This window comes from Pelomonas lactea (genome assembly GCF_043555885.1).
GTDB classification, from domain to species: Bacteria; Pseudomonadota; Gammaproteobacteria; order Burkholderiales; family Burkholderiaceae_C; genus Pelomonas; species Pelomonas lactea.
In genome coordinates this window covers 261,655-279,233 of sequence record NZ_JBIGHX010000005.1, presented here as the reverse complement: position 1 = coordinate 279,233, position 17,579 = coordinate 261,655, and the positions used below count along the sequence as shown (strand labels likewise).

Annotated in this window: 18 protein-coding genes; 3 read left to right on the top strand and 15 right to left on the bottom strand. The window is 72.5% G+C overall.

The window, feature by feature from the left end:
* Positions 1 to 44 precede the first annotated feature (44 nt).
* From ACG04Q_RS16375 to ACG04Q_RS16325, 11 genes are all read right to left on the bottom strand, one after another.
* Positions 45 to 392, bottom strand: coding sequence for a histidine triad nucleotide-binding protein (locus ACG04Q_RS16375; protein WP_394512043.1), 348 nt, complete (start codon positions 390 to 392; stop codon positions 45 to 47).
* 15 nt (positions 393 to 407) lie between these two features.
* A complete protein-coding gene (locus ACG04Q_RS16370) occupies positions 408 to 770 on the bottom strand; it encodes a DUF4870 family protein (RefSeq protein WP_394512042.1) in 363 nt (120 codons plus the stop codon).
* Positions 771 to 786: 16 nt separating this feature from the next.
* Complete coding sequence (locus ACG04Q_RS16365) at positions 787 to 1,110, bottom strand: phosphoribosyl-ATP diphosphatase (RefSeq protein WP_394512041.1); 324 nt, start codon at positions 1,108 to 1,110, stop codon at positions 787 to 789.
* Positions 1,103 to 1,492, bottom strand: a complete 390-nt coding sequence (gene hisI, locus ACG04Q_RS16360) for a phosphoribosyl-AMP cyclohydrolase (protein WP_394512040.1) — start codon at positions 1,490 to 1,492, stop codon at positions 1,103 to 1,105. The genes ACG04Q_RS16365 and hisI overlap by 8 nt, the downstream gene beginning before the upstream one ends.
* A gap of 4 nt (positions 1,493 to 1,496) precedes the next feature.
* Positions 1,497 to 1,943: an NUDIX domain-containing protein gene (locus tag ACG04Q_RS16355; RefSeq protein ID WP_394512039.1), complete on the bottom strand. Its 447-nt coding sequence runs from the start codon at positions 1,941 to 1,943 to the stop codon at positions 1,497 to 1,499.
* The gene (locus tag ACG04Q_RS16350) at positions 1,936 to 2,871 is read right to left on the bottom strand and encodes an ATP-binding protein (protein ID WP_394512038.1); all 936 of its coding nucleotides are present in this window, start codon (positions 2,869 to 2,871) and stop codon (positions 1,936 to 1,938) included. Before ACG04Q_RS16350 ends, ACG04Q_RS16355 begins: the two co-directional genes overlap by 8 nt.
* A gap of 24 nt (positions 2,872 to 2,895) precedes the next feature.
* A complete protein-coding gene (gene slmA / locus ACG04Q_RS16345) occupies positions 2,896 to 3,519 on the bottom strand; it encodes a nucleoid occlusion factor SlmA (RefSeq protein ID WP_394512036.1) in 624 nt (207 codons plus the stop codon).
* An 11-nt stretch (positions 3,520 to 3,530) separates the two neighbouring features.
* Complete coding sequence (locus tag ACG04Q_RS16340) at positions 3,531 to 4,217, bottom strand: response regulator (protein ID WP_394512035.1); 687 nt, start codon at positions 4,215 to 4,217, stop codon at positions 3,531 to 3,533.
* 76 nt (positions 4,218 to 4,293) lie between these two features.
* The gene (locus ACG04Q_RS16335; protein WP_394512033.1) at positions 4,294 to 4,977 is read right to left on the bottom strand and encodes a pyrimidine 5'-nucleotidase; all 684 of its coding nucleotides are present in this window, start codon (positions 4,975 to 4,977) and stop codon (positions 4,294 to 4,296) included.
* Positions 4,978 to 5,149: 172 nt separating this feature from the next.
* Positions 5,150 to 6,055, bottom strand: coding sequence for an acetylglutamate kinase (argB, locus tag ACG04Q_RS16330; RefSeq protein WP_394512032.1), 906 nt, complete (start codon positions 6,053 to 6,055; stop codon positions 5,150 to 5,152).
* Positions 6,056 to 6,099: 44 nt separating this feature from the next.
* Positions 6,100 to 6,324 carry a hypothetical protein gene (locus tag ACG04Q_RS16325; protein WP_394512031.1) on the bottom strand — a complete coding sequence of 75 codons (225 nt, stop codon included), beginning with the start codon at positions 6,322 to 6,324 and terminating at the stop codon, positions 6,100 to 6,102.
* A gap of 66 nt (positions 6,325 to 6,390) precedes the next feature.
* On the opposite strand from ACG04Q_RS16325, the gene dtd reads away from it, so the two are divergent.
* A complete protein-coding gene (gene dtd / locus ACG04Q_RS16320; protein ID WP_394512030.1) occupies positions 6,391 to 6,831 on the top strand; it encodes a D-aminoacyl-tRNA deacylase in 441 nt (146 codons plus the stop codon).
* 6 nt (positions 6,832 to 6,837) lie between these two features.
* A complete protein-coding gene (locus ACG04Q_RS16315) occupies positions 6,838 to 8,706 on the top strand; it encodes a sensor histidine kinase (RefSeq protein WP_394512029.1) in 1,869 nt (622 codons plus the stop codon).
* On the opposite strand, the gene ACG04Q_RS16310 is transcribed toward ACG04Q_RS16315, so the two are convergent.
* Complete coding sequence (locus ACG04Q_RS16310; protein WP_394512027.1) at positions 8,707 to 9,360, bottom strand: response regulator; 654 nt, start codon at positions 9,358 to 9,360, stop codon at positions 8,707 to 8,709. It abuts the gene before it with no gap.
* 126 nt (positions 9,361 to 9,486) lie between these two features.
* On the opposite strand from ACG04Q_RS16310, the gene ACG04Q_RS16305 reads away from it, so the two are divergent.
* Complete coding sequence (locus ACG04Q_RS16305) at positions 9,487 to 10,584, top strand: hypothetical protein (RefSeq protein ID WP_394512025.1); 1,098 nt, start codon at positions 9,487 to 9,489, stop codon at positions 10,582 to 10,584.
* On the opposite strand, the gene ACG04Q_RS16300 is transcribed toward ACG04Q_RS16305, so the two are convergent.
* The 3 genes from ACG04Q_RS16300 to ACG04Q_RS16290 are packed head-to-tail and all read right to left on the bottom strand — an operon-like array spanning position 10,532 to position 17,501.
* Positions 10,532 to 13,801 carry a hypothetical protein gene (locus ACG04Q_RS16300; RefSeq protein WP_394512023.1) on the bottom strand — a complete coding sequence of 1,090 codons (3,270 nt, stop codon included), beginning with the start codon at positions 13,799 to 13,801 and terminating at the stop codon, positions 10,532 to 10,534. The genes ACG04Q_RS16305 and ACG04Q_RS16300 overlap by 53 nt on opposite strands.
* Positions 13,798 to 14,541 carry a carboxylesterase family protein gene (locus tag ACG04Q_RS16295; RefSeq protein WP_394512022.1) on the bottom strand — a complete coding sequence of 248 codons (744 nt, stop codon included), beginning with the start codon at positions 14,539 to 14,541 and terminating at the stop codon, positions 13,798 to 13,800. The genes ACG04Q_RS16300 and ACG04Q_RS16295 overlap by 4 nt, the downstream gene beginning before the upstream one ends.
* Positions 14,538 to 17,501 (bottom strand): glucosidase family protein, encoded by a 2,964-nt coding sequence (locus tag ACG04Q_RS16290; protein ID WP_394512020.1) that lies wholly within the window; start codon positions 17,499 to 17,501, stop codon positions 14,538 to 14,540. Before ACG04Q_RS16290 ends, ACG04Q_RS16295 begins: the two co-directional genes overlap by 4 nt.
* Positions 17,502 to 17,579: the final 78 nt, after the last annotated feature.

Genomic DNA, 17,579 nt, shown 5'->3' with positions numbered 1-17,579 from the left:
CTGCCATCACCGCGTCATGCGCCGCGGCTAGCTGGGGGCGGATCTCAGCCCTTCAACCACGGGCGCGGGCCGCCCATCACGTGCAGATGCAGGTGAAACACCTCCTGGCCGCCATCATGACCGGTGTTGATGACATGGCGGAAGCCGTTGCTCACGCCCAGCTCCTTCATCAACCGCGGGCCCAGCGTGGTCATCTTGCCCAGCAGCTGGCTCTCGGCCTCGGTCACGTCGGCCATGGAGGCGATGTGGCGCTTGGGGATGATGAGGATGTGGACGGGCGCCCAGGGGTGGATGTCGTGGAAGGCGAGGACGTCCTCGTCCTCGTAGACCTTCTTGCTCGGGATCTGGCCGGCGACGATCTTGCAGAAGAGGCAGTTGGGGTCGTGGGACACGATGGTTTTCCTTGTTCAGACCGGCATGGGCTTGCCGTCGTTCCAGTTCAGGAAGCCGCGCACCAGACGGTAGACCAGCCACAGCCAGTTGGCGCCCAGGATGACGAAGCCGACCCCGACCCAGATCGTGACCCAGCCCAGGATGGCCCAGGCCAGGCCCCACCAGAAGCTGCGCATCTGCCAGCTGAAGTGGCTGCGGTAGATCGTGCCTTCGGTGTCCCCGGCCTTCAGGTGGTTGATGAGGATGCCGATGAAGGCCGGCAGCCCGGTGAACACGCCGACGGCGTAGAGGATGTAGACGACCAGCGTCAGGCTGCGCAGGCTCTGCAGCCGCTGGCTGTCGACGGCGGGGGTCACTTCGAGGCTCACAGGTTGCATGGCGGGGGTCTTTCGTTCAATCCGGCTTGCGCGCAGCGAATTCCGCGAGGCCGGACAGGCCTTCGCGACGGGCCAGTTCCTGCAGCACGTCGTCCGGCGTCAGGCCGAAGTGCGCCAGCGCCACCATGCTGTGGAACCACAGGTCGGCCACCTCGTAGACGACCTTTTTCGGGTCTCCATCCTTGGCGGCCATGACGGTCTCGGTGGCTTCCTCGCCGACCTTCTTCAGGATGCTGTCCAGGCCCTTGTCGAAGAGCTTGGCGACGTAGCTGGTGGAGGGGGCGGCGCCCTTGCGGCTGTCGATGACCGCGCCGACGCGGCGGAGGATGTCGTCATTCATAGATCTTGTGCGGGTCCTTCAGCACCGGCTCGGTGGTGCTCCAGACGCCGTTCTCCAGCTTCTGGAAGAAGCAGCTGTGCCGGCCGGTGTGGCAGGCGATGCCGGGCTCGTGCCCCAGCTGCGTGATGGTCAGCAGCACGACGTCGTTGTCGCAGTCCATGCGGATGCTGTGCACCTGCTGGAAATGGCCGCTCTCCTCGCCCTTGTGCCACAGCTTGTTGCGCGAGCGGCTGAAATACACCGCCTGGCCGCGCTCGGCCGTCAGCGCCAATGCCTCGCGGTTCATCCACGCGAACATCAGCACGTCGCCGGTGCCCTGCTCCTGGGCGATCACGGGCACCAGGCCACGGTCGTCCCACTTCACTTCGTCCAACCAGTTCATGGCTTCAGTCTAGGTGAGTGGGGCCGGCGTGTTGACGCTCTTCGGCAAACCACTGCAGCACGGGGATGGTGCCCGGCAGCACGGGCTTGACCTGCACCGGCAGCTGGCCCCAAGCCATCTGCTGGCCTTCCAGCATCTGGAACTCGCCGGTCCAGTCGTAGACCTTGCAGAAGTTCAGCCGCACGCGGGCATGGGGGTAGTCCATCACCAGCACCTGCCACGGGTGGGCGGCACCGATCTGGATGCCGATCTCCTCGCGCAGCTCGCGGGCCAGCGCCTGCTCGACGGTCTCGCCGGCCTCGACCTTGCCGCCCGGGAACTCCCAGTAGCCGGCGTAGACCTTGCCCTCGGGGCGGGAGGTCAGCAGGAAGCGGCCTTCGCGCCCGGCCGCGTCGCGCTCGACGAGCACGCCCACGGCCACTTCCACCGGCACGCGTTCGGCGTCAGACATGGTCCAGCCCTTCCGGTGCCTGGCCATCGTCGCCGAGACGCTGCGCGGGCTCCGCATGGCCGACGGCCCCGCGGCCGGCGCGGTCACGCGCGAACTGGAAGGCCACGCGGCCCGAACGCGAGCCGCGCTCCAGCGCCCAGATCAGCGCCTCCTGGCGCGCCGCAGCTATGGACGCGTCGTCCAGGCCGAAGTGGCGCAGCCACTGCGCCACGATGGTCAGGTACTCCGCCTGGCTGAACGGGTAGAAGCTGATCCACAGCCCGAAGCGCTCGGACAGCGAGATCTTCTCCTCCACGGCCTCGCCGGGGTGGATCTCGCCATGCTCGCCGCGCGTGCCGCCGAGGTTGTCGGCCATCTTCTCGGGCAGCAGGTGGCGGCGGTTGCTGGTGGCGTAGATCAGCACGTTGTCGCTGGCGGCCGCGACCGAGCCGTCGAGCACGCTCTTCAGCGCCTTGTAGCTGGCCTCGCCTTCGTCGAAGCTCAAGTCGTCGCAGAAAACGACGAAACGCTCCGGGCGGCCGGCGACCTGGTCGACGAGGTCCGGCAGGTCCACGAGGTCGGCCTTGTCCACCTCGATGAGGCGCAGCCCCTGGCCCGAGAACTCGTTCAGCACCGCCTTGATCAGCGAGCTCTTGCCCGTGCCCTTGGCGCCCGTCAGCAGCACGTTGTTGGCCGGCCGGCCGGCCACGAACTGGGCCGTGTTGCGCAGCAGGCGCTCCTTCTGCGGCTCGACCTCCTTCAGGTCGGACAGCGCGATGCGGCTGATCGCGCGCACCGGCTCCAGGCACAGCGCGCCATGGCGCCGGCGGGCGCGGAAGGCGGGGGACGCGGCCCAGTCGGGCGGCGTGGCGGCATGGGGCAGCACGGCTTCGAGCCGGGCCAGCAGGCCCTCGGCGCGGGCGAGCAGGGATTCAACAGCGGCAGACATGCCGCCAGTGTAGGAGGCGAGCCGTCAGCCGATGACCTTCAGGGCCGCGTCCAGCTGCTCGGTCGGCAGCCGCTTGAAGCCCGAACGGGCGTAGCGGTGCAGCCGGCCGACGATGAAGCTGATCCACACCGACGCCTGCGCATTGGCCTGCACGGTGGGCGTCAGCGACCCCTGCGCCTCGGCCGCCGCGCGCAGCACCTGGCGCAGCGACGACTCGACGCGGTCGAAGAACTGGTTGATGCGCGCCGTCAGCCGCTCGTTCTCGTAAACCAGCGCGTCGCCCACCATGACGCGCGCCATGCCGGGGTTCTTCTCGCCGAACTGCAGGATCAGCGCCGCGATGCGCGCCGCCTGGCCCGGCATGGGCTGGGGCACGTCGACGACCTGGTGGATGAGCCCGAACACGCTGCTCTCGATGAAGTCGATGAGCGCCTCGAACATCTGCGCCTTGCTGGCGAAGTGGCGGTACAGCGCGGCTTCGCTGACGTCCAGCCGGGCGGCCAGCGCGGCGGTCGTGATGCGGTCGGCGCCGGGTTGCTCCAGCATGCCGGCCAGCACCTGCAGGATCTGCGTGCGGCGCTCGCCGGGCTTGGGGCGCTTCTTCGGCGTCGGCGTGGCGGGGCTGTCGGCGGCGGTCTCGGCGTCCATGGCGCCGGATGCTAATCCCGCAGCCAGCCCAGCCGGCGCGCTTCGTAGATCGCCTCGACCTTGGAGCGCACGTGCAGCTTGCGGTAGACGCGCTTCACGTAGGTCATGACGGTATGCGGCGAGACCTGCATGAACTGCGCGATCTCGTCGAACGTGAAGCCCTTGGCCGCCAGGTGCAGCACGCGCGACTCCTGCTCGGACAGCGCGACGACCTCCTCGTCGGCCATCGCTGCGGCCATGGCCTCGGGCGACGGGCCGGTGGAGCCCTGTGCGCCAGGCGCCAGCCGCACCAGCAGCCGGCGCGCGATGACGGGGCTGATGGGGCTGCCGCCGGCGCGCAGGCTGCGCAGCTGGCCGGGCAGGTCCAGCGCCAGGCTGTCCTTCAGCAGGTAGCCGGTGGCGCCAGCCTCGATGCTGGCCACCACATGCTGCTCGTCACCGAACACCGAGATCACCATGACCTCGCACTGCGGCCGCGTCTGCGCCGCGTGGCGGATCAGCTCGATGCCGCTGCCGCCGGGCAGGTCCAGGTCGACGAGCAGCACGTCGGGCTGGAGCTGGTCGAACATGCGCCGGCCCTGCGGCAGGTCGGGCGCGATGCCCAGCAGCTCGATGTCGGGCACGCTGCCCAACGCATGGGTGAAGGCCTCCCGGAAGCGGGCCTGGTCTTCGACGATAAGGACCGAGAACGGGGTCATTGACTCTTCAGATCTTCAAAGGCGCGAAAGACGTATTGTCGCGGCCAGGATAACCCCAGGTCACGCAAGCCTTCCTTCAGAAGTGGGGGGAACGCGCCAGTGCGGCCAGCGACCGCACGCGCCGGCTGACGTACACCGGTCGGTGCTGCAGGCGCCGGCCGTCGGCGGCCAGCCGCGCCCAGCGCTGCATCCAGACCGTCTTCATCCCCAGGCCGCGGGCGGTTTTCTGGTGGATCAGCGTGTCCTCGACGAGCACGCACTGCTCGGGCCGCAGCTTCAGCCGCGCCATGACGACGCGGAACATGCGCGCATCGGGCTTGGGTCGGGAATGGCCGAACAGCTGCATGTCCTCCACGCAGATCAACTGCTCGAAGACGCCCGTCAGCCCGATGGCGGCCAGCACGCGCTCGGCATAGGCACGCGGCGCATTGGTCATCAGCAGCTTGCGCCCGGGCAGCCGGCGCAGCGCGGCCAGGTCGTGCGCATGGCCGTGCAGGTGGGCCTCCAGCCCGGGCAGCTTGTGCGTCTCGTGCAGGAAATGCGCCGGCTTCACGCCGTGATGGCGCTGCAGCCCCGTCAGCGTCGCGCCGTAGCGCTGCCAGTAGCGGTTGCGCAGCGTGGCCGCGTCCTCCTCGGTCAGGCCCAGGTAGGTCACCATGTAGGCGGACATCGACGCGTTCAGCTCCCGGAACGCGCGGTGCGACGCGTTGTGCAGCGTGTCGTCGAGGTCGAACAGCCAGACGCGTGAGTGACGGGTCAAATCGAGGGCTCCGTGGTGGGGTATTGCGGGCCGAGCGCCGGGCCGCTCCCAAGCCGGCCCGGGCTGGCGATGTGCCTGGCGGTCGATCCGCCAGGCATCGCCGTCCCCTCGGGGGACCGGCTGGGCTGGCCCGCGTGCAGCGGCGCCTGGCCAGACGAGGGGCGCACTCGTCTCACCGAGACGAGATCATCGTGCCGTAGGCCTGGTCGGTCAGCACTTCCAGCAGCATCGCGTGCGGCACGCGGCCGTCGATGATGTGCACGGCGTTGACGCCGCTCTTGGCCGCGTCGATGGCGCCGGCGATCTTGGGGATCATGCCGCCGCTGATGGTGCCGTCTTCCACCAGCTCGTCGATGCGGCGCGGCGTCAGCTCGGTCAACAGCTCGCCCTGCTTGTCCAGCACGCCGCGGATGTTGGTCAGCATCAGCAGCTTCTCGGCCTGCAGCACGGTGGCCAGCTTGGCGGCGACGACGTCGGCGTTGATGTTGTAGCTCTCGTTCTTCTCGCCGAAGCCGATGGGGCTGACGACGGGGATGAACTGGTCGTCCTGCAGCGCCTTCACGACGGAGGGGTCGATGGAGACGATGTCGCCGACCTGGCCGATGTCGTGCTCCTTGGCCGGGTCGTCCTTGTCCAGCATCTTCAGCTGCTTCGCGCGGATCATGCCGCCGTCACGGCCGGTCAGGCCCACGGCCTTGCCGCCGGCGGCGTTGATGAGGCCCACGATGTCCTGCTGCACCTCGCCGGCCAGCACCCATTCGACGACGCTCATCGTCTCGGCGTCCGTCACGCGCATGCCCTGGATGAAGTGGCCCTTCTTGCCCAGCTTGTTCAGCGCGTCCTCGATCTGCGGGCCGCCGCCGTGCACGACCACCGGGTTCAGGCCGACAAGCTTGAGCAGCACGACGTCCTCGGCGAAGTCCTGCTGCAGCTCGGGGTCGGTCATCGCGTTGCCGCCGTACTTGATGACGATGGTCTTGCCGTGGAACTTGCGGATGTAGGGCAGCGCCTGCGACAGGATCTCGGCCTTCTCGCGCGGCGCGATGTGGGCGACGCTGGTGGTGTGGGGGGTGCTCATGCGGGGCTCCGGGAGGATTTCAGGCCATTCTAGGAACGCGCGGCTCAGGCCGGGTCCTTGAACACCTGCCTGCACTGGCGTTTCCAGGCCCAGTGGGCCGACACCGACGCCGTCAGCAGCGCCGCCAGCGCCGCCCAGCCCAGCACGGAGCCCCAGCCGAAACCGGCCGCGCCCCGCTGCAGCCATTCCACGAGGCCCAGTGCGGCGCCCGCGAGCACGAAGACCTGTGCGAAGCGCAGCAGCCAGAACTTGACGAGGATCTTGAGCACGCGGGCTCCCAGCCGGGCGGGGTGACGCGCGCATGCTAGCGACAATGCCGGCGCGGAGGGACCGACGTGATCGCAGTGTTGCAACGGGTGCGCGAGGCGCGCGTGGAAGTGGGGGGCGTGGTGATCGGCGCCATCGGCCAGGGCTTGCTGATGCTGGTCTGCGCCGAGCCGACGGACAGCGAAGCCGTCGCCGAGAGGCTGGTTTCCAAGGTGCTGAAGCTGCGCGTCTTCAGCGACGAAGCCGGCAAGATGAACCGCAGCCTGCAGGACGTGGCCGGTGGGCTGCTCATCGTCAGCCAGTTCACGTTGGCGGCCGACACCTCGGGCGGCAACCGGCCCAGCTTCACCGGTGCGGCGCCCGCGGAGCAGGGCCGGCGGCTGTACGAGCACACGCTGGCGGTCGCGCGCCGCCAGCACCCGGTCGTCGCCAGCGGCGAGTTCGGCGCCGACATGCAGGTGCACCTCGTCAACGACGGCCCCGTCACCCTCCCGATGCGGATGACCTAGCCGCCGATGCGCGCCGCCCGCCTCTGGTTGACGCTGCTGGCCGCGGTGCTGCTGCCGCTGCTGGCCGTGTTCGCCGTGCAGGCCGTGCAGCGGCCCGACCCGGCCACGCTGGGCGTGCGCGTGCTGCGCGAGGCGCGGGTGCTGGTGTCCGACGCTGCCACGCCGCCGGCCGGGCTGGCCAGCGCGCCGCTGCGCCGGCTGCCGCTGAGCCGCGCGGCCACCGACACCTCGGCGCTGTGGCTGGCCCTGCCGCTGCCCACCGCGGGCGACCGGCCCGAGAGCCTGGCGCTGACCTACCGCCCGGGCCTGACGGCCTACCTGGACGGCGTACCGCTGGCCGCAGGCCCGGGCGACGCGGCCGGCACCGGCGAGCGCTTCGTGCTGGGCCACCAGCGCTGGGTACTGGAGCTGCTGCCGGGCCTGCACCGCCAGCCGGCCGCCCAGGTGCTGCAGCTGCGTCTGGCCGCGCCGGGGCCCAGCGGCGCCGGGCTCGAAGCGCCGCTGCTGGGCCCGCCCGATGCGGTGCAGGCGCTGGACAGCGGCCGCCGCCGCTGGCAGCTGCTGCGGGCCGCGACGGCGCTGGGCGGCGTGCTGGTGGCGGCCTTCCTGGCGCTGGTGGCGCGCACGCGGCGCGACGAGCCCCTCTACGCGCTCAGCGCGCTGCACGTCGCGCTGCTGGCGCTGCTGCTCAGCCCCTACGTGCTGCCGGAGCAGCCGCTGCCGTCGCCGTGGTGGCGCATGCTGCTGGACGCCGCCGACCTGGGCGCCAAGCTGCTGCTGGTGGCGATCTGCGCGCGGCTGGCTCAGGCCTGGACGCCGGGGCTGCGCCGGCTGCTGTGGGCCGTGGCGCTGGTGGGCCTGCCGCTGGACCTGCTCGCCGCGGGGCTGGGCTGGCCGTGGGGCCGCTTCGACCACTTCTGGCCCTGGTGGGCACTGGGCTCGCGGGCGCTGCTGTTCGGGCTGGCCTGGCAGCTGGCACTGCGCGCGTTGCGCGAGCGCGCGACGCCGGCCACCTGGGGCACGACGCTGCTGGTGGGCTTCTCGGCCGGCACCTGGGCCTGGGTCAGCCTGTGCGCGCTGGTGCTGGACCGCCCGGTGGTGGACGCCAACGCGCTGGCCCACGCCGGCTGGGTGGCCTGGGTGGCGCTGCTGCTGCAACGCCACTTCAACGACGGTGCGCGGCGCGAACGCCAGCTGCGCGAGCGTCTCAGCCTGGAGCTGGAACAGCGCCGCCGCGAGCTGGAGACCGTGTTCGCCGCGCATGCGCAGGCCGAGCGCGACCGCGCTGTCAGCGAGCAGCGCCGCAGGCTGCTGCAGGACCTGCACGACGGGCTGGGCGCTCGGCTGCTGAGCGTGCGGCTGCGCGCGCCGGAGCTGGACGCCGCAGCGCTGGGCGAGGCGCTGGACGAATGCCTGCTGGAGATGCGGCTGTCGGTCGACACGCTGGCCCAGGGTGACGGCGACCTGGGCGTCTTGCTCGGCAGCTGGCGCCAGCGCATCGAGCCGGTGCTGCGCAGCGCCGGCTGCGCGATGGACTGGCGTGTGGCCCATGCGCCGCACCTGCCCTGCCTGGCGGGCGGCGGCGCGCTCGAGCTGGTGCGCGGTTTGCAGGAGCTCACCGCCAACGCGCTGCGCCACGGCGGCGCGCACCGCCTCATCGTCGCCACCGAGGCGGACGATCAGGCGGTGACGGTCTGGGTTGTGGACGACGGCACCGGCATGGCCGACGACGCGCCGCAAGGCCAGGGCCGGCGCAGCGTCATGCAGCGGGCCGAACGGCTGGGCGGCGCCGTGAGCTGGCATTCGCCGGCGCCGCCGCGCTGGGCCGTCGACGGCCCGGGCACGGCCGTGGCGTGGCGGCTGCCGTCGGGCTGATCAGCCGATCAGGCCCAGCCGACGGGCCTGCGCCAGCGCCTGCGTCTTGGAATGCGCCTGCAGCTTGCGGTAGCAGCGCTTGACGTGCGTGGACACGGTATTGAGGCTGATGCCCAGCTGGCCGGCGATCTCGTCGTACCGGTAGCCGCGCGCGACGGCGTCGAGGATCTGCGCCTCGCGCTCCGACAGGCTCACATCCTGGGCCGCCGGCGTCGCGACCTGCGGCGGCGTCAGGCGGCGCATCAGCTGCCGCGCCAGCACCGGGCTCAGCGGCGCCCCGCCTTCGCGCAGGCTGTGCAGCTGTTCCACCAGCCGGTGCGCCTGCCCCTGCTTGAGCAGGTAGCCCACGGCGCCGGCGGCGAGCGCGGCCATCACGCTGTCCTCGTCACCCAGCGTCGTCACGACGACGACCTCGGTGCCGGGCAGCTCGGCCGCGGCCGCCTCGATGAGGCGCAGCCCGCTGCCCGACGGCAGCTGCAGGTCCACCAGCAGCAGCTCGGGCCGCACGCGGCGCAGCAACTGCAGGCCGTCGGGCAGGTCCGCCGCGGTGCCCACCAGCTCGAAGCCGTCGGCCTGCATGACGGCGGAGGCCAGCGCGCCGCGGAAGGCGGCTTCGTCCTCGACCAGGGCGGTGCGCAGCGGGGGCGTCGACATGGCTGCATTGTGGAGGCGCGTCCCGTGTCCCCGGGACGGGCTTCACCCGTACGGGTGACGCCGCCCCCCCAGCGCCGCGGCGGCGCGCCGAGCATGGCGGGCACCGCTCGCCGACAGGAGACACCCATGCGCTCACACCCACTCACGCCCTGGCTCGCCGCCACGCTGCTGGCGGCCACCGCGGCCACGGCACAGCCCGCCGCCGGCGCGCTCGGCACGCTGGCCCGCAGCCAGTGGCCGGGCGATGCTGCCACCGACCTGCCCGGCTGCGCCGCCACGCCAGCCATGACGCCGCTGGGCCAGACCCTGTCGCAGCTGTGCGCCGTGCCGGCGGGCGGCAGCGCCACGCTGTCCAGCACGGCCTACTTCGAGCGCCCCAGCCAGTTCAACCCGCAGGCGCCAGGCAGCTACGCACTGGCCCGGCTCGGCGCGGCCAGCATCGCGCAGGTGGAGGTGATGTCGCGCGCCGGCGGCACGCCGCACGACGGGCGCGACCCCGTGCCGACGCTGCAGGGCCAGGGCTTTGCGCGCTACACCGACTACCTGGTGCTCGGCAGCGTGATGCCGGCGCAGCTGACGCTGAGCTTCCACCTGTCCGGCGAACTGCGGCTGGGCAGCGCATTCGAGGCGGGCCATGTCTGGCAGGCCGACACCAGCTACGCGGTCGCGGTGCAGTCGGGGCACTTCGCGTCGGACGGCGTGTTCGGCAGCTTCGCGCCCTATGCCCGCGGCGGCGTCGCGGTGGCGAGGCAGCTGCGCTCGGGCCTGTCGACGCCGAAGATCACCCCCCGCGTCACCGCGATGCCCGAGGCCAGCCTGCGCTTCGCCGAGCTGACGCAGGCCGGCGGCGGCACCGAGGTACGGCTGACGCTGGAGCGCGACTTCTTCGACAACCGCGCCAACCCGGTGCTGATGCTGGACCTGCAGCTGCTGGCGCAGGTGTACGCGCCGGCCTGGACGTTTGCCAACCTGTCGTTCGGCACCGTGCTGACCGGCAACGAGGTGGCGGCCGACTACGCCAGCACCTTCGAGATGACCGGCCTGCAGGCGCTGGACGCCGACGGCCGCGACATCACGGCCAGCGCCGTGGTGGGTTTCCAGAGCTTGCTGGCCGTGCCGGAGCCCGGCAGCGCGGCGCTGTGGCTGGCCGGCGGCCTGGCGCTGCTGGGGCTCAGCCGAGCTCGACGGTCCAGCGCAGCGGCTGGCCGGCCGGCGGGCGGCTGAGCGCCAGCGCCCCCAGCCGGTAGGGGTGGGCCCGGCGCTGGCCGGGCAGCTCGTGGCCCAGCTCGTCCAGCACGCGCTGTACGCCGTGCCCGCGCGGCCCCACCCGGTAGTGCAGCGACAGCGCCACCCCTGCCAGCGTGATCTGCACGCGCAGCCCGTCCAGCAGCGCCGGCATGACGGGGTCGACGACCAGCGCGTCGCTCTCCAGCCGCAGCCCCAGCAGCGAGCCGATGACCAGGCCCAGCGCGATGCCCGGGCCGCTGGAGTAGATGCGCCAGCCACCGTCCAGCGCCACCTCGCCGGCCAGCGCGCGGCCGTAGTGGGCCTGGGCCTCGTAGCGGTCGGGGAAGGCGGCGTCGGAGCTGGAGTAGTAGCAGTTGGCCTGCCGCGGGCTGGCGCTGGGCACGCGCTCGGCCAGCGCGATGGGATGGGCCAGCATCAGCGCCTGCAGGAAGGCGTCGGCCTGCCCCAGGTGCGCCAGCATCTGCGCGTAGCGCAGGTGGGCGTGCATGTACATGATGCCGATCTCGCGGCCGAAGAAGGTGCTGGTCTCGGCGCGCTGGAAGAAGCGCGACGGACCGCCGCGGTACGGCAGCGGCGCGTCGAACAGCCGGGCGCCGTCGGGGCCCTTCAGGTGCTGCTCGATCAGCGCGGCCTGGTGCTGCGCCTGGGCCGGCGTGAGCAGGCCGTCCAGCACAGCGTGCATCATGGGCAGCAGGCTGTAGCGCAGCCCGGTGCGCGTGTCGCGCGGGTGGATCCACAGCTCGCGCTCGCCGTGCTCCGGGAACAGCGCATAGCCGGTCACGACATCGTCCTGCACCAGCAGGCGCTGGAACTCGGCGCGCACGCCGGCGGCCTCGGCGACGAGCTGCGCCGCTTCGTCGGCGCGCCCGAGGCGCCCGAAGGCGGTGGCCAGCGTGTGCAGCGTCTGGTGGTGCAGCGTGGCGGTCCAGGCGCTGCACAGGCGGTCGCGCAGCGCCGGGTCGGCAGGCTGCAGCGAGTCGTTCCAATCGCCATGCCAGTAGGCCGCGAGACCGGTGCCGGGCACCACGCGCCGGCGGATCAGCGCCAGCGCCTGCGCGACGTGGGCGGCCAGCGGCGCGGGCTCGCCGCCGTGGAAGGGCAGCGCCTCGGCCAGCACGCCCGCGTCGCCCGACGCGATGAGGTACTGCGCCAGCGCCAGCAGCGGCCAGAAGACGATGTCGCCGTGCGAGTCGCCGGCGCGGATGCCGGCCTCGCGCTCGAAGAACATGAACCACTGCGGCCAGTCGCCATCGGGGTTCTGCGCGGCGAAGGTGCGCAGCAGCAGGTCGCGCACCGGCGCCGTGTGGCCCAGCGCGAGCAGCATCTCCAGCGGCCCCTGGCAGACGTCGCGCGTGCCCCAGCCGCCGCCGGAGTACTGCTCCAGCCCGCGCGGCGACAGGTAGTGCACCAGCGCGTTGTGGGCGTACCAGGGCAGGATGTCGCGCAGCTGGGCCAGCGCCGGGTGCTGCCACTGCGGCAGCGCCAGCGGCTGGGGCGCAGGCGGCGTGGCCTGCAGCAGCTCGCCGCGCAGCGTCATCGCGACGGTGGTGGCGGGCGCGAAGTCCAGCACCAGCAGCGGCTCGCCACGGCTGACGCCGTCGCCGTACAGCCGGCCGTCGTCGCCGACGATGGCCAGGCCCGGTGCGTCGATGACGAGGGCGCCGCCCGGGAAGCGCTCGGCCAAGCCGCTGCTGGCCGGCGGCGTGATGCGCAGCGAGTCGCCGCTGTGCAGCCAGCCGGGCTTCAGCGGCGCGGCGCCATCGTCGCCGCCCAGCGCGAGGTTGAGGCTGGCGCGCACCCGCAGCGGGCCGCCCTGCAACACGTTCAGCGCGAAGCCCACCGTGTCGGGCGCGGCGCCCGCATGGGCAACGACCTCAATGAGGCCGCCGGCGTGGGCATAGAGCCAGCGGCAGCGCTGCGGCTGCATCTCGAACGCGGACGGCAGGCCCAGCAGCTGCCAGTCATCGCCCGCCGGCGGCGCGACGAACACGCGCAGGCCAGCCGTGCGGAACAGCCCCAGCAGGCTGCGCTGCGTGGACAGCAGGCGGTTGATGCTGACGTGGCCCTGCGTCAGCATGGAATGGAAGACGCCGCCCATCCAGCAGGTGGACGTCAGCGCGCCCTCGTCGGGCACGAGGTGGTGGCCGCTGCGCAGGATGTGGCCGTGCGGGCGCTGCACGCGCAGCTCCTTGGCGCGCAGCACGACGTGGCCGGACTCGCCGGCGAAGAAGCTCAGCAGCCGGCCGTCGTGCCATTCCTCGTGGCGGCGCTCGCCGAAGGGGGCGAGGTCCACCTCGCGCGTGGCGAGTGCCGGCGCGGTGACGAACAGGCTGGCTGCGGGCGGCTGGCCCGGCGCGTCCACCGGCGCGCCGATGCGGGCCTGCGGCAGCGCGCGCAGTGCGGGCAGTCGGGCCAGGTCGGCGTCACTGCTGGCCTCGGGATGGTGGGCCTGCAGCGCCAGGAAGAAGCCGGCCGCCAGCTGGCCGCCCGGCGCGAGCAACACGGCCTCGTCCTGCAACGCGACGACCGCATGCTCCTGCTGCAGCCGGCAGCCGGGCAGCCCGGCGGCGATGGCGGGCGGCGCGAGGCCCTCGCGCGCGGCGTGGCCCCAGAGCTGGGCCGCGTCGGTCGCGAAGCTCTCGGCCCGGCGCAGCGAGCCGGCCAGCAGCCAGGGGTGGCGGCCCTGCTGCGCCTGGTTCTGGCGCGCCGCCAGCAGCACGCCGTGCGTCGCGTCGTGCAGCGGCTGGAGGTCGATGTAGTGGCTGACGTAGAACTCGTTGGTGCGCACCGCGCCGTAGTCGGCCAGGCCCACGTCCTGCACCAGCACGGCGGCCAGCTCGCAGGCCGCGGTGCCGTGGTGGTCGGCCTGCAGGTGCCAGAACAGCGTCGGCTCGTCGGCCGCCAGCCGCAGCTGCAGCCGCAGCGCGAGCCCCTGCCAGTGGCCGCGCAGCTCGAACGCGCCGGCCTCGGCGTGCACGCTCAGCGGCGACTGCGGTCCCAGCAGCGGCACCGCTTGCCAGTCCCCGCCCGCCTCGCGGCGGCGCAGCCAGATGTTGGCGGGCCCGCCTTCCAGCTCGTTGCCGGGGAAGAGGTTGAGCATCAGCCCCGACGCGAGCATGAGCCGGCGCAGCGCGCCATGGGACAGCAGCTCGGCTTCGAGGCCGGCGGCGTTGCGAACGAGGTGGACGGTCATGTCTGTTTCTGCGCCAACAGCCAGGGCAGCAGTTCGGGGTCGTTGTAGGCGGGCGTCCACGAATCGTGGCCCACGCCGGGGTAGATCGTCAGCGAGGCCTGGCCGCCGGCCGCGCGCAGCGCGTCGACACAGGCGACGTGCGGCGCCACCGGCACGACGGTGTCCTGGTCGCCGTGGTAGGCCCGCACCGGCACGGCACGCATCGCGGCCACCTTGGCGGGGTCGCCGAAACCGCAGACGGGCGCGATGGCCGCCAGGTCGCGCGGGTAGGCCGTGGCCCAGTGCCACATGCCGAAGCCGCCCAGCGACAGCCCGGTGCCGGTGCAGCGTTGTGGGTCGATGTGCAGCCGCGCCTGCAGCGCGACGAGCAGGCGGTGCAGGCGCTCGGGGTCCCAGCGGCGGCCATCCTCCAGCTGCGGGCAGACCAGGATGGCGGGCCAGGCCTGCCCTTGCGCGACAAGCTTGGGCGGGCCGTGGACCTTGACCTTCTGCAAATCGGTGCCGCGCTCGCCGGAGCCGTGCAGGAAGATCACCAGCGGCCAGCGCGCCGACGTGCGTGCGTAGTCACGCGGCAGCCAGATCCAGAAGCGCTGCCCTTCCAGCTCCCAGGCGCGCTGCTCGCCGGCGGCGAGGCCGTCGGGCACGGTGGGCGGCATGGCGGCGCAGGCGCCCAGCAGCGGCGCCGTGAGTGCGGTGAGCGCGGGCGTCGTCAACAGCAACTGGCGGCGGTTCAGCGTCATGGCGTGGTCTCCAGATGAATCGTGGTGGCGCCGGGCGGCAGCGGCAGCTCTCGTGCCTGCCAGGCCAGCTGCTGGGTGGCGACGTTAGCGCGCGGCAACGGCCCCGCGCCGGGCCAGGCCAGGCGCAGTTGACCGGGCAGGCGGTCGGGGCGGCGGTCGATGTGCAGCGTCCAGCCGCCGGCGCGGCGTTCGAGGCGGTAGTCCAGCCGGCCCCAGGCGGTGGACAGGCCGGTCACGCCGATGTCGCCAGCCTCGCGCCAGGCGGCAGGCAGGCCGGCGCCCAGCACGACGCTGCCGGTGGCCTCGCGCTCGTAGGCCAGCAGGTCCAGCGCGGCGCGCAGGTAGTCCGACGAGATCCACGCATGCGGCATGTCGCCGAGGAAGCGGGCCTCTCGCGCGTCGGGCAGCACGACCTCGGCCCACTGCCGCCAGCCGGCCGGGCGCTGGTGCGTGAAGAACCAGGCCAGCAGCCGGTGCGCATCGTCCACGCGGCCCAGCCGCACCAGCGCGCTGACGTTGCGCAGCTCGTAGGGCGTGTAGTCCTTCCAGGCCTTGGCGCCGGTGATGCGCGCGTCGGCCTCGGCCACGTAGCGGTCGAAGGTGCCGCGCAGCAGCGCGGGCGGCAGCCGGCCTTCCGCCTGCGCGGGGTTCAGCGCCATCGTCGTGGACGTGGCGTCGAAGTCCCCCCGGTCGGCGGCGCCGGCAATGTGGTCGAGCCTGAAATGCTGCGCGGTGGCAGCGACGGAGGCGACGAGGTCGGCCTCGAACTCGTCACGCGACGCGGCCCAGCGGCCAGCGCTGGCCGAGTCGCCCAGCGCCTGCGCGATCTGCACGGCGTCCTTGTAGCCGCGCAGCGCCCAGAAGTCGTCCCAGTACGAATAGGCCGGCTTGTCGCTGTAGCCCTCGTGGCTGATGGAGGGTGGCATCAGGCCTTTGAATCTCGCGTCCGCACCGGGCTTGCGTTCGCTCTGGCGCAACGCCTCCATCCACGCCACCACCTTTTGCACCTGCGGCCAGTGGCGCTGCAGCAGCGCGCGGTCCTGCGTGTGACGCCACAGCTCGGCGACGGCGAACAGGTATTGCCCGTGGCTGTCGTTCTCGACGACGGGGTCGGCGCCGCGCTGGTCCACGCAGCAGGGCACCTTGCCGCTGTCGAAGATGTGGCCGGCAAACCAGTCGACAAACTCGCGCGCCGCCTGCGTCTCGCCCATGCGCACGAGGCCCGCCACCATCATGGCGCCATCGCGCACCCACGAGCGAGCGTAGGCGCGGGTGCCCGGTCGCAGCGCCGGTCCCTCGCGGGACATCAGCATCTGGGCGAGCGCGGCGCGCATGGTGTCGGCCACCGGCTGGGCCGGGGGCGGCAGGTCCAGCTGCAATACGCCGAGGCGGTCGCGCCACTGCGCCGCGGCGACGGCGAGGCGGGCGTCCAGCGCGGCTGCGTCGCCGTTGCCTGTGACCCAGCCCAGCCGGCGCGACTCGCCCGGCGCCAGCGTCACGTCAAAGCGCATCAGCGCCGAGGGCAAGGTGTCGGTGTCGGCGAGCTGCGTCAGCGGCGGTGCCTGCAGCAGCGCGGCCAGCCCGGCGCCGGTGCTCCACGGCGCAGCGCGGACGTCCACCGGTGGTTCGCTCGGCGTGACGCGCAGGCCCGGCGCGCTGAGGCTGCCGTTGGCCCAGCTGACCGATGGCAGCGGGCTGATGCCGCCCGGCGTCGACAGGAACTGCTGCGGCGGGTTGACCTGCCAGGGCCGTAGTGCGAGCAGCAGCGCGTACTGCTGCGGTCGGGCCGTCGGGTTGCGCAGCGTGTAGCGGGCCAGCAGCTTCGGCTCCGCGGCCGGGCCGTCGGCGCCGGCCTCAACGCGCAGCTCCACGTCCGCATGCCGCCATTGCACGACCGGCAGCGCGTGCTCGACGAGGTGGTGCTCGCTGCGCACTTGCGCCCAGGTGACCAGGCGGCCGTCAGCGAGGCGAACGGCCGGCTCGATGCTGGGGCCGCCGCGCGTCAGCTCGATGGCGCCGTCTTCGCTGACGAGGCCCGAGCGCTCGGCACCGCCGTCGACGCCGACGACGGCCCAGTAGTTCTGCTCGCCGAGGAAGGCACGCGGCAGGTCGCCGCGCGGCAGGGCCTTGGCCAGTTCGGCGACGGCGGCATTGCGGTCGGGCCACTGGGCGGCGTCGCGCAGCTGGACTTCGGGCGGCGTCTTGCCCTCGTGGCGGATGCGCAGCCAGCGCCACTCCTGTTCGCCGAGGAACAGCGCCCGGGCCGGGCGCGCGGACAGCAGCTTCCAGCGCCGGTTGTCGTCCGACACCTCGACGCGCGTGGGCGAGCCGCTGGCAAACCACAGGCCGTTGAACTCACGCAGCGTGTGGAAGTCCAGCGTGATCTCGCCGGCGCCGCGCGTGCGCTTGGGCGCCGGCCAGCTGGCAGGTGCCGGCTCGCGCGGCTCCAGGCCCAGCGCGCCGACGCACAGCGTGCCGCCGCCGCCGCGGCTTTTCTGGCCCGCGACAACAACGAACTCGATGAACTGGCTGCGCCTGAGCGTGCGCTCCGGCGTCGGGCCCCAGGCGAACGTGACGTGGCGGCGCTTGAAGCGCTGCTCGGTGAGGGTGTCGGGCAGGTCGAAGGCGGGGCGGTTGATCCACCAGACGTTGTCGCCGCTGGCGTCGACGAGCTTGATCTGCACGTCGTTGCCGGCACCGCGGCCCTTGAGCGGGGTCGTCAGCGCGAAGTCGGCGGGCCAGTCCAGCGGCAGCTCGCGGCGCAGCACGGCGTAGCCGGAGACGCCGGCGAAGTCGTAGTCGAGGCAGAGGCTGTCGTCTTTGGCATCACGGCGGACGGACGCTTTCACCTGGTCAGAGGCGGTGGCCTGCCAGGGGGTGGCGTCCTTCATGTCGTCGAGGACGGCGGCGTGCGTCAGCTGAGTGACCGCGAGCAGCAGCGTGAGGAGGAGATGTTTCACGTTGCGGCGGCCTTCTGCGACGAGTGGTGCCGGGAGTTCGCCCCGGCGGGCGACCTACTTTCTTGTGTCGACAAGAAA

Coding starts and splice junctions, on each gene's coding strand:
- ACG04Q_RS16340 (WP_394512035.1), bottom strand. CDS start 4,217: ATGACCCCGTTCTCGGTCCTTATCGTCGAAGACCAGGCCCGCTTCCGG.
- ACG04Q_RS16350 (WP_394512038.1), bottom strand. CDS start 2,871: ATGTCTGCCGCTGTTGAATCCCTGCTCGCCCGCGCCGAGGGCCTGCTG.
- argB (WP_394512032.1), bottom strand. CDS start 6,055: ATGAGCACCCCCCACACCACCAGCGTCGCCCACATCGCGCCGCGCGAG.
- hisI (WP_394512040.1), bottom strand. CDS start 1,492: ATGAACTGGTTGGACGAAGTGAAGTGGGACGACCGTGGCCTGGTGCCC.
- ACG04Q_RS16370 (WP_394512042.1), bottom strand. CDS start 770: ATGCAACCTGTGAGCCTCGAAGTGACCCCCGCCGTCGACAGCCAGCGG.
- slmA (WP_394512036.1), bottom strand. CDS start 3,519: ATGGACGCCGAGACCGCCGCCGACAGCCCCGCCACGCCGACGCCGAAG.
- ACG04Q_RS16300 (WP_394512023.1), bottom strand. CDS start 13,801: ATGACCGTCCACCTCGTTCGCAACGCCGCCGGCCTCGAAGCCGAGCTG.
- ACG04Q_RS16365 (WP_394512041.1), bottom strand. CDS start 1,110: ATGAATGACGACATCCTCCGCCGCGTCGGCGCGGTCATCGACAGCCGC.
- ACG04Q_RS16315 (WP_394512029.1), top strand. CDS start 6,838: ATGCGCGCCGCCCGCCTCTGGTTGACGCTGCTGGCCGCGGTGCTGCTG.
- ACG04Q_RS16295 (WP_394512022.1), bottom strand. CDS start 14,541: ATGACGCTGAACCGCCGCCAGTTGCTGTTGACGACGCCCGCGCTCACC.
- ACG04Q_RS16305 (WP_394512025.1), top strand. CDS start 9,487: ATGCGCTCACACCCACTCACGCCCTGGCTCGCCGCCACGCTGCTGGCG.
- ACG04Q_RS16310 (WP_394512027.1), bottom strand. CDS start 9,360: ATGTCGACGCCCCCGCTGCGCACCGCCCTGGTCGAGGACGAAGCCGCC.
- ACG04Q_RS16355 (WP_394512039.1), bottom strand. CDS start 1,943: ATGTCTGACGCCGAACGCGTGCCGGTGGAAGTGGCCGTGGGCGTGCTC.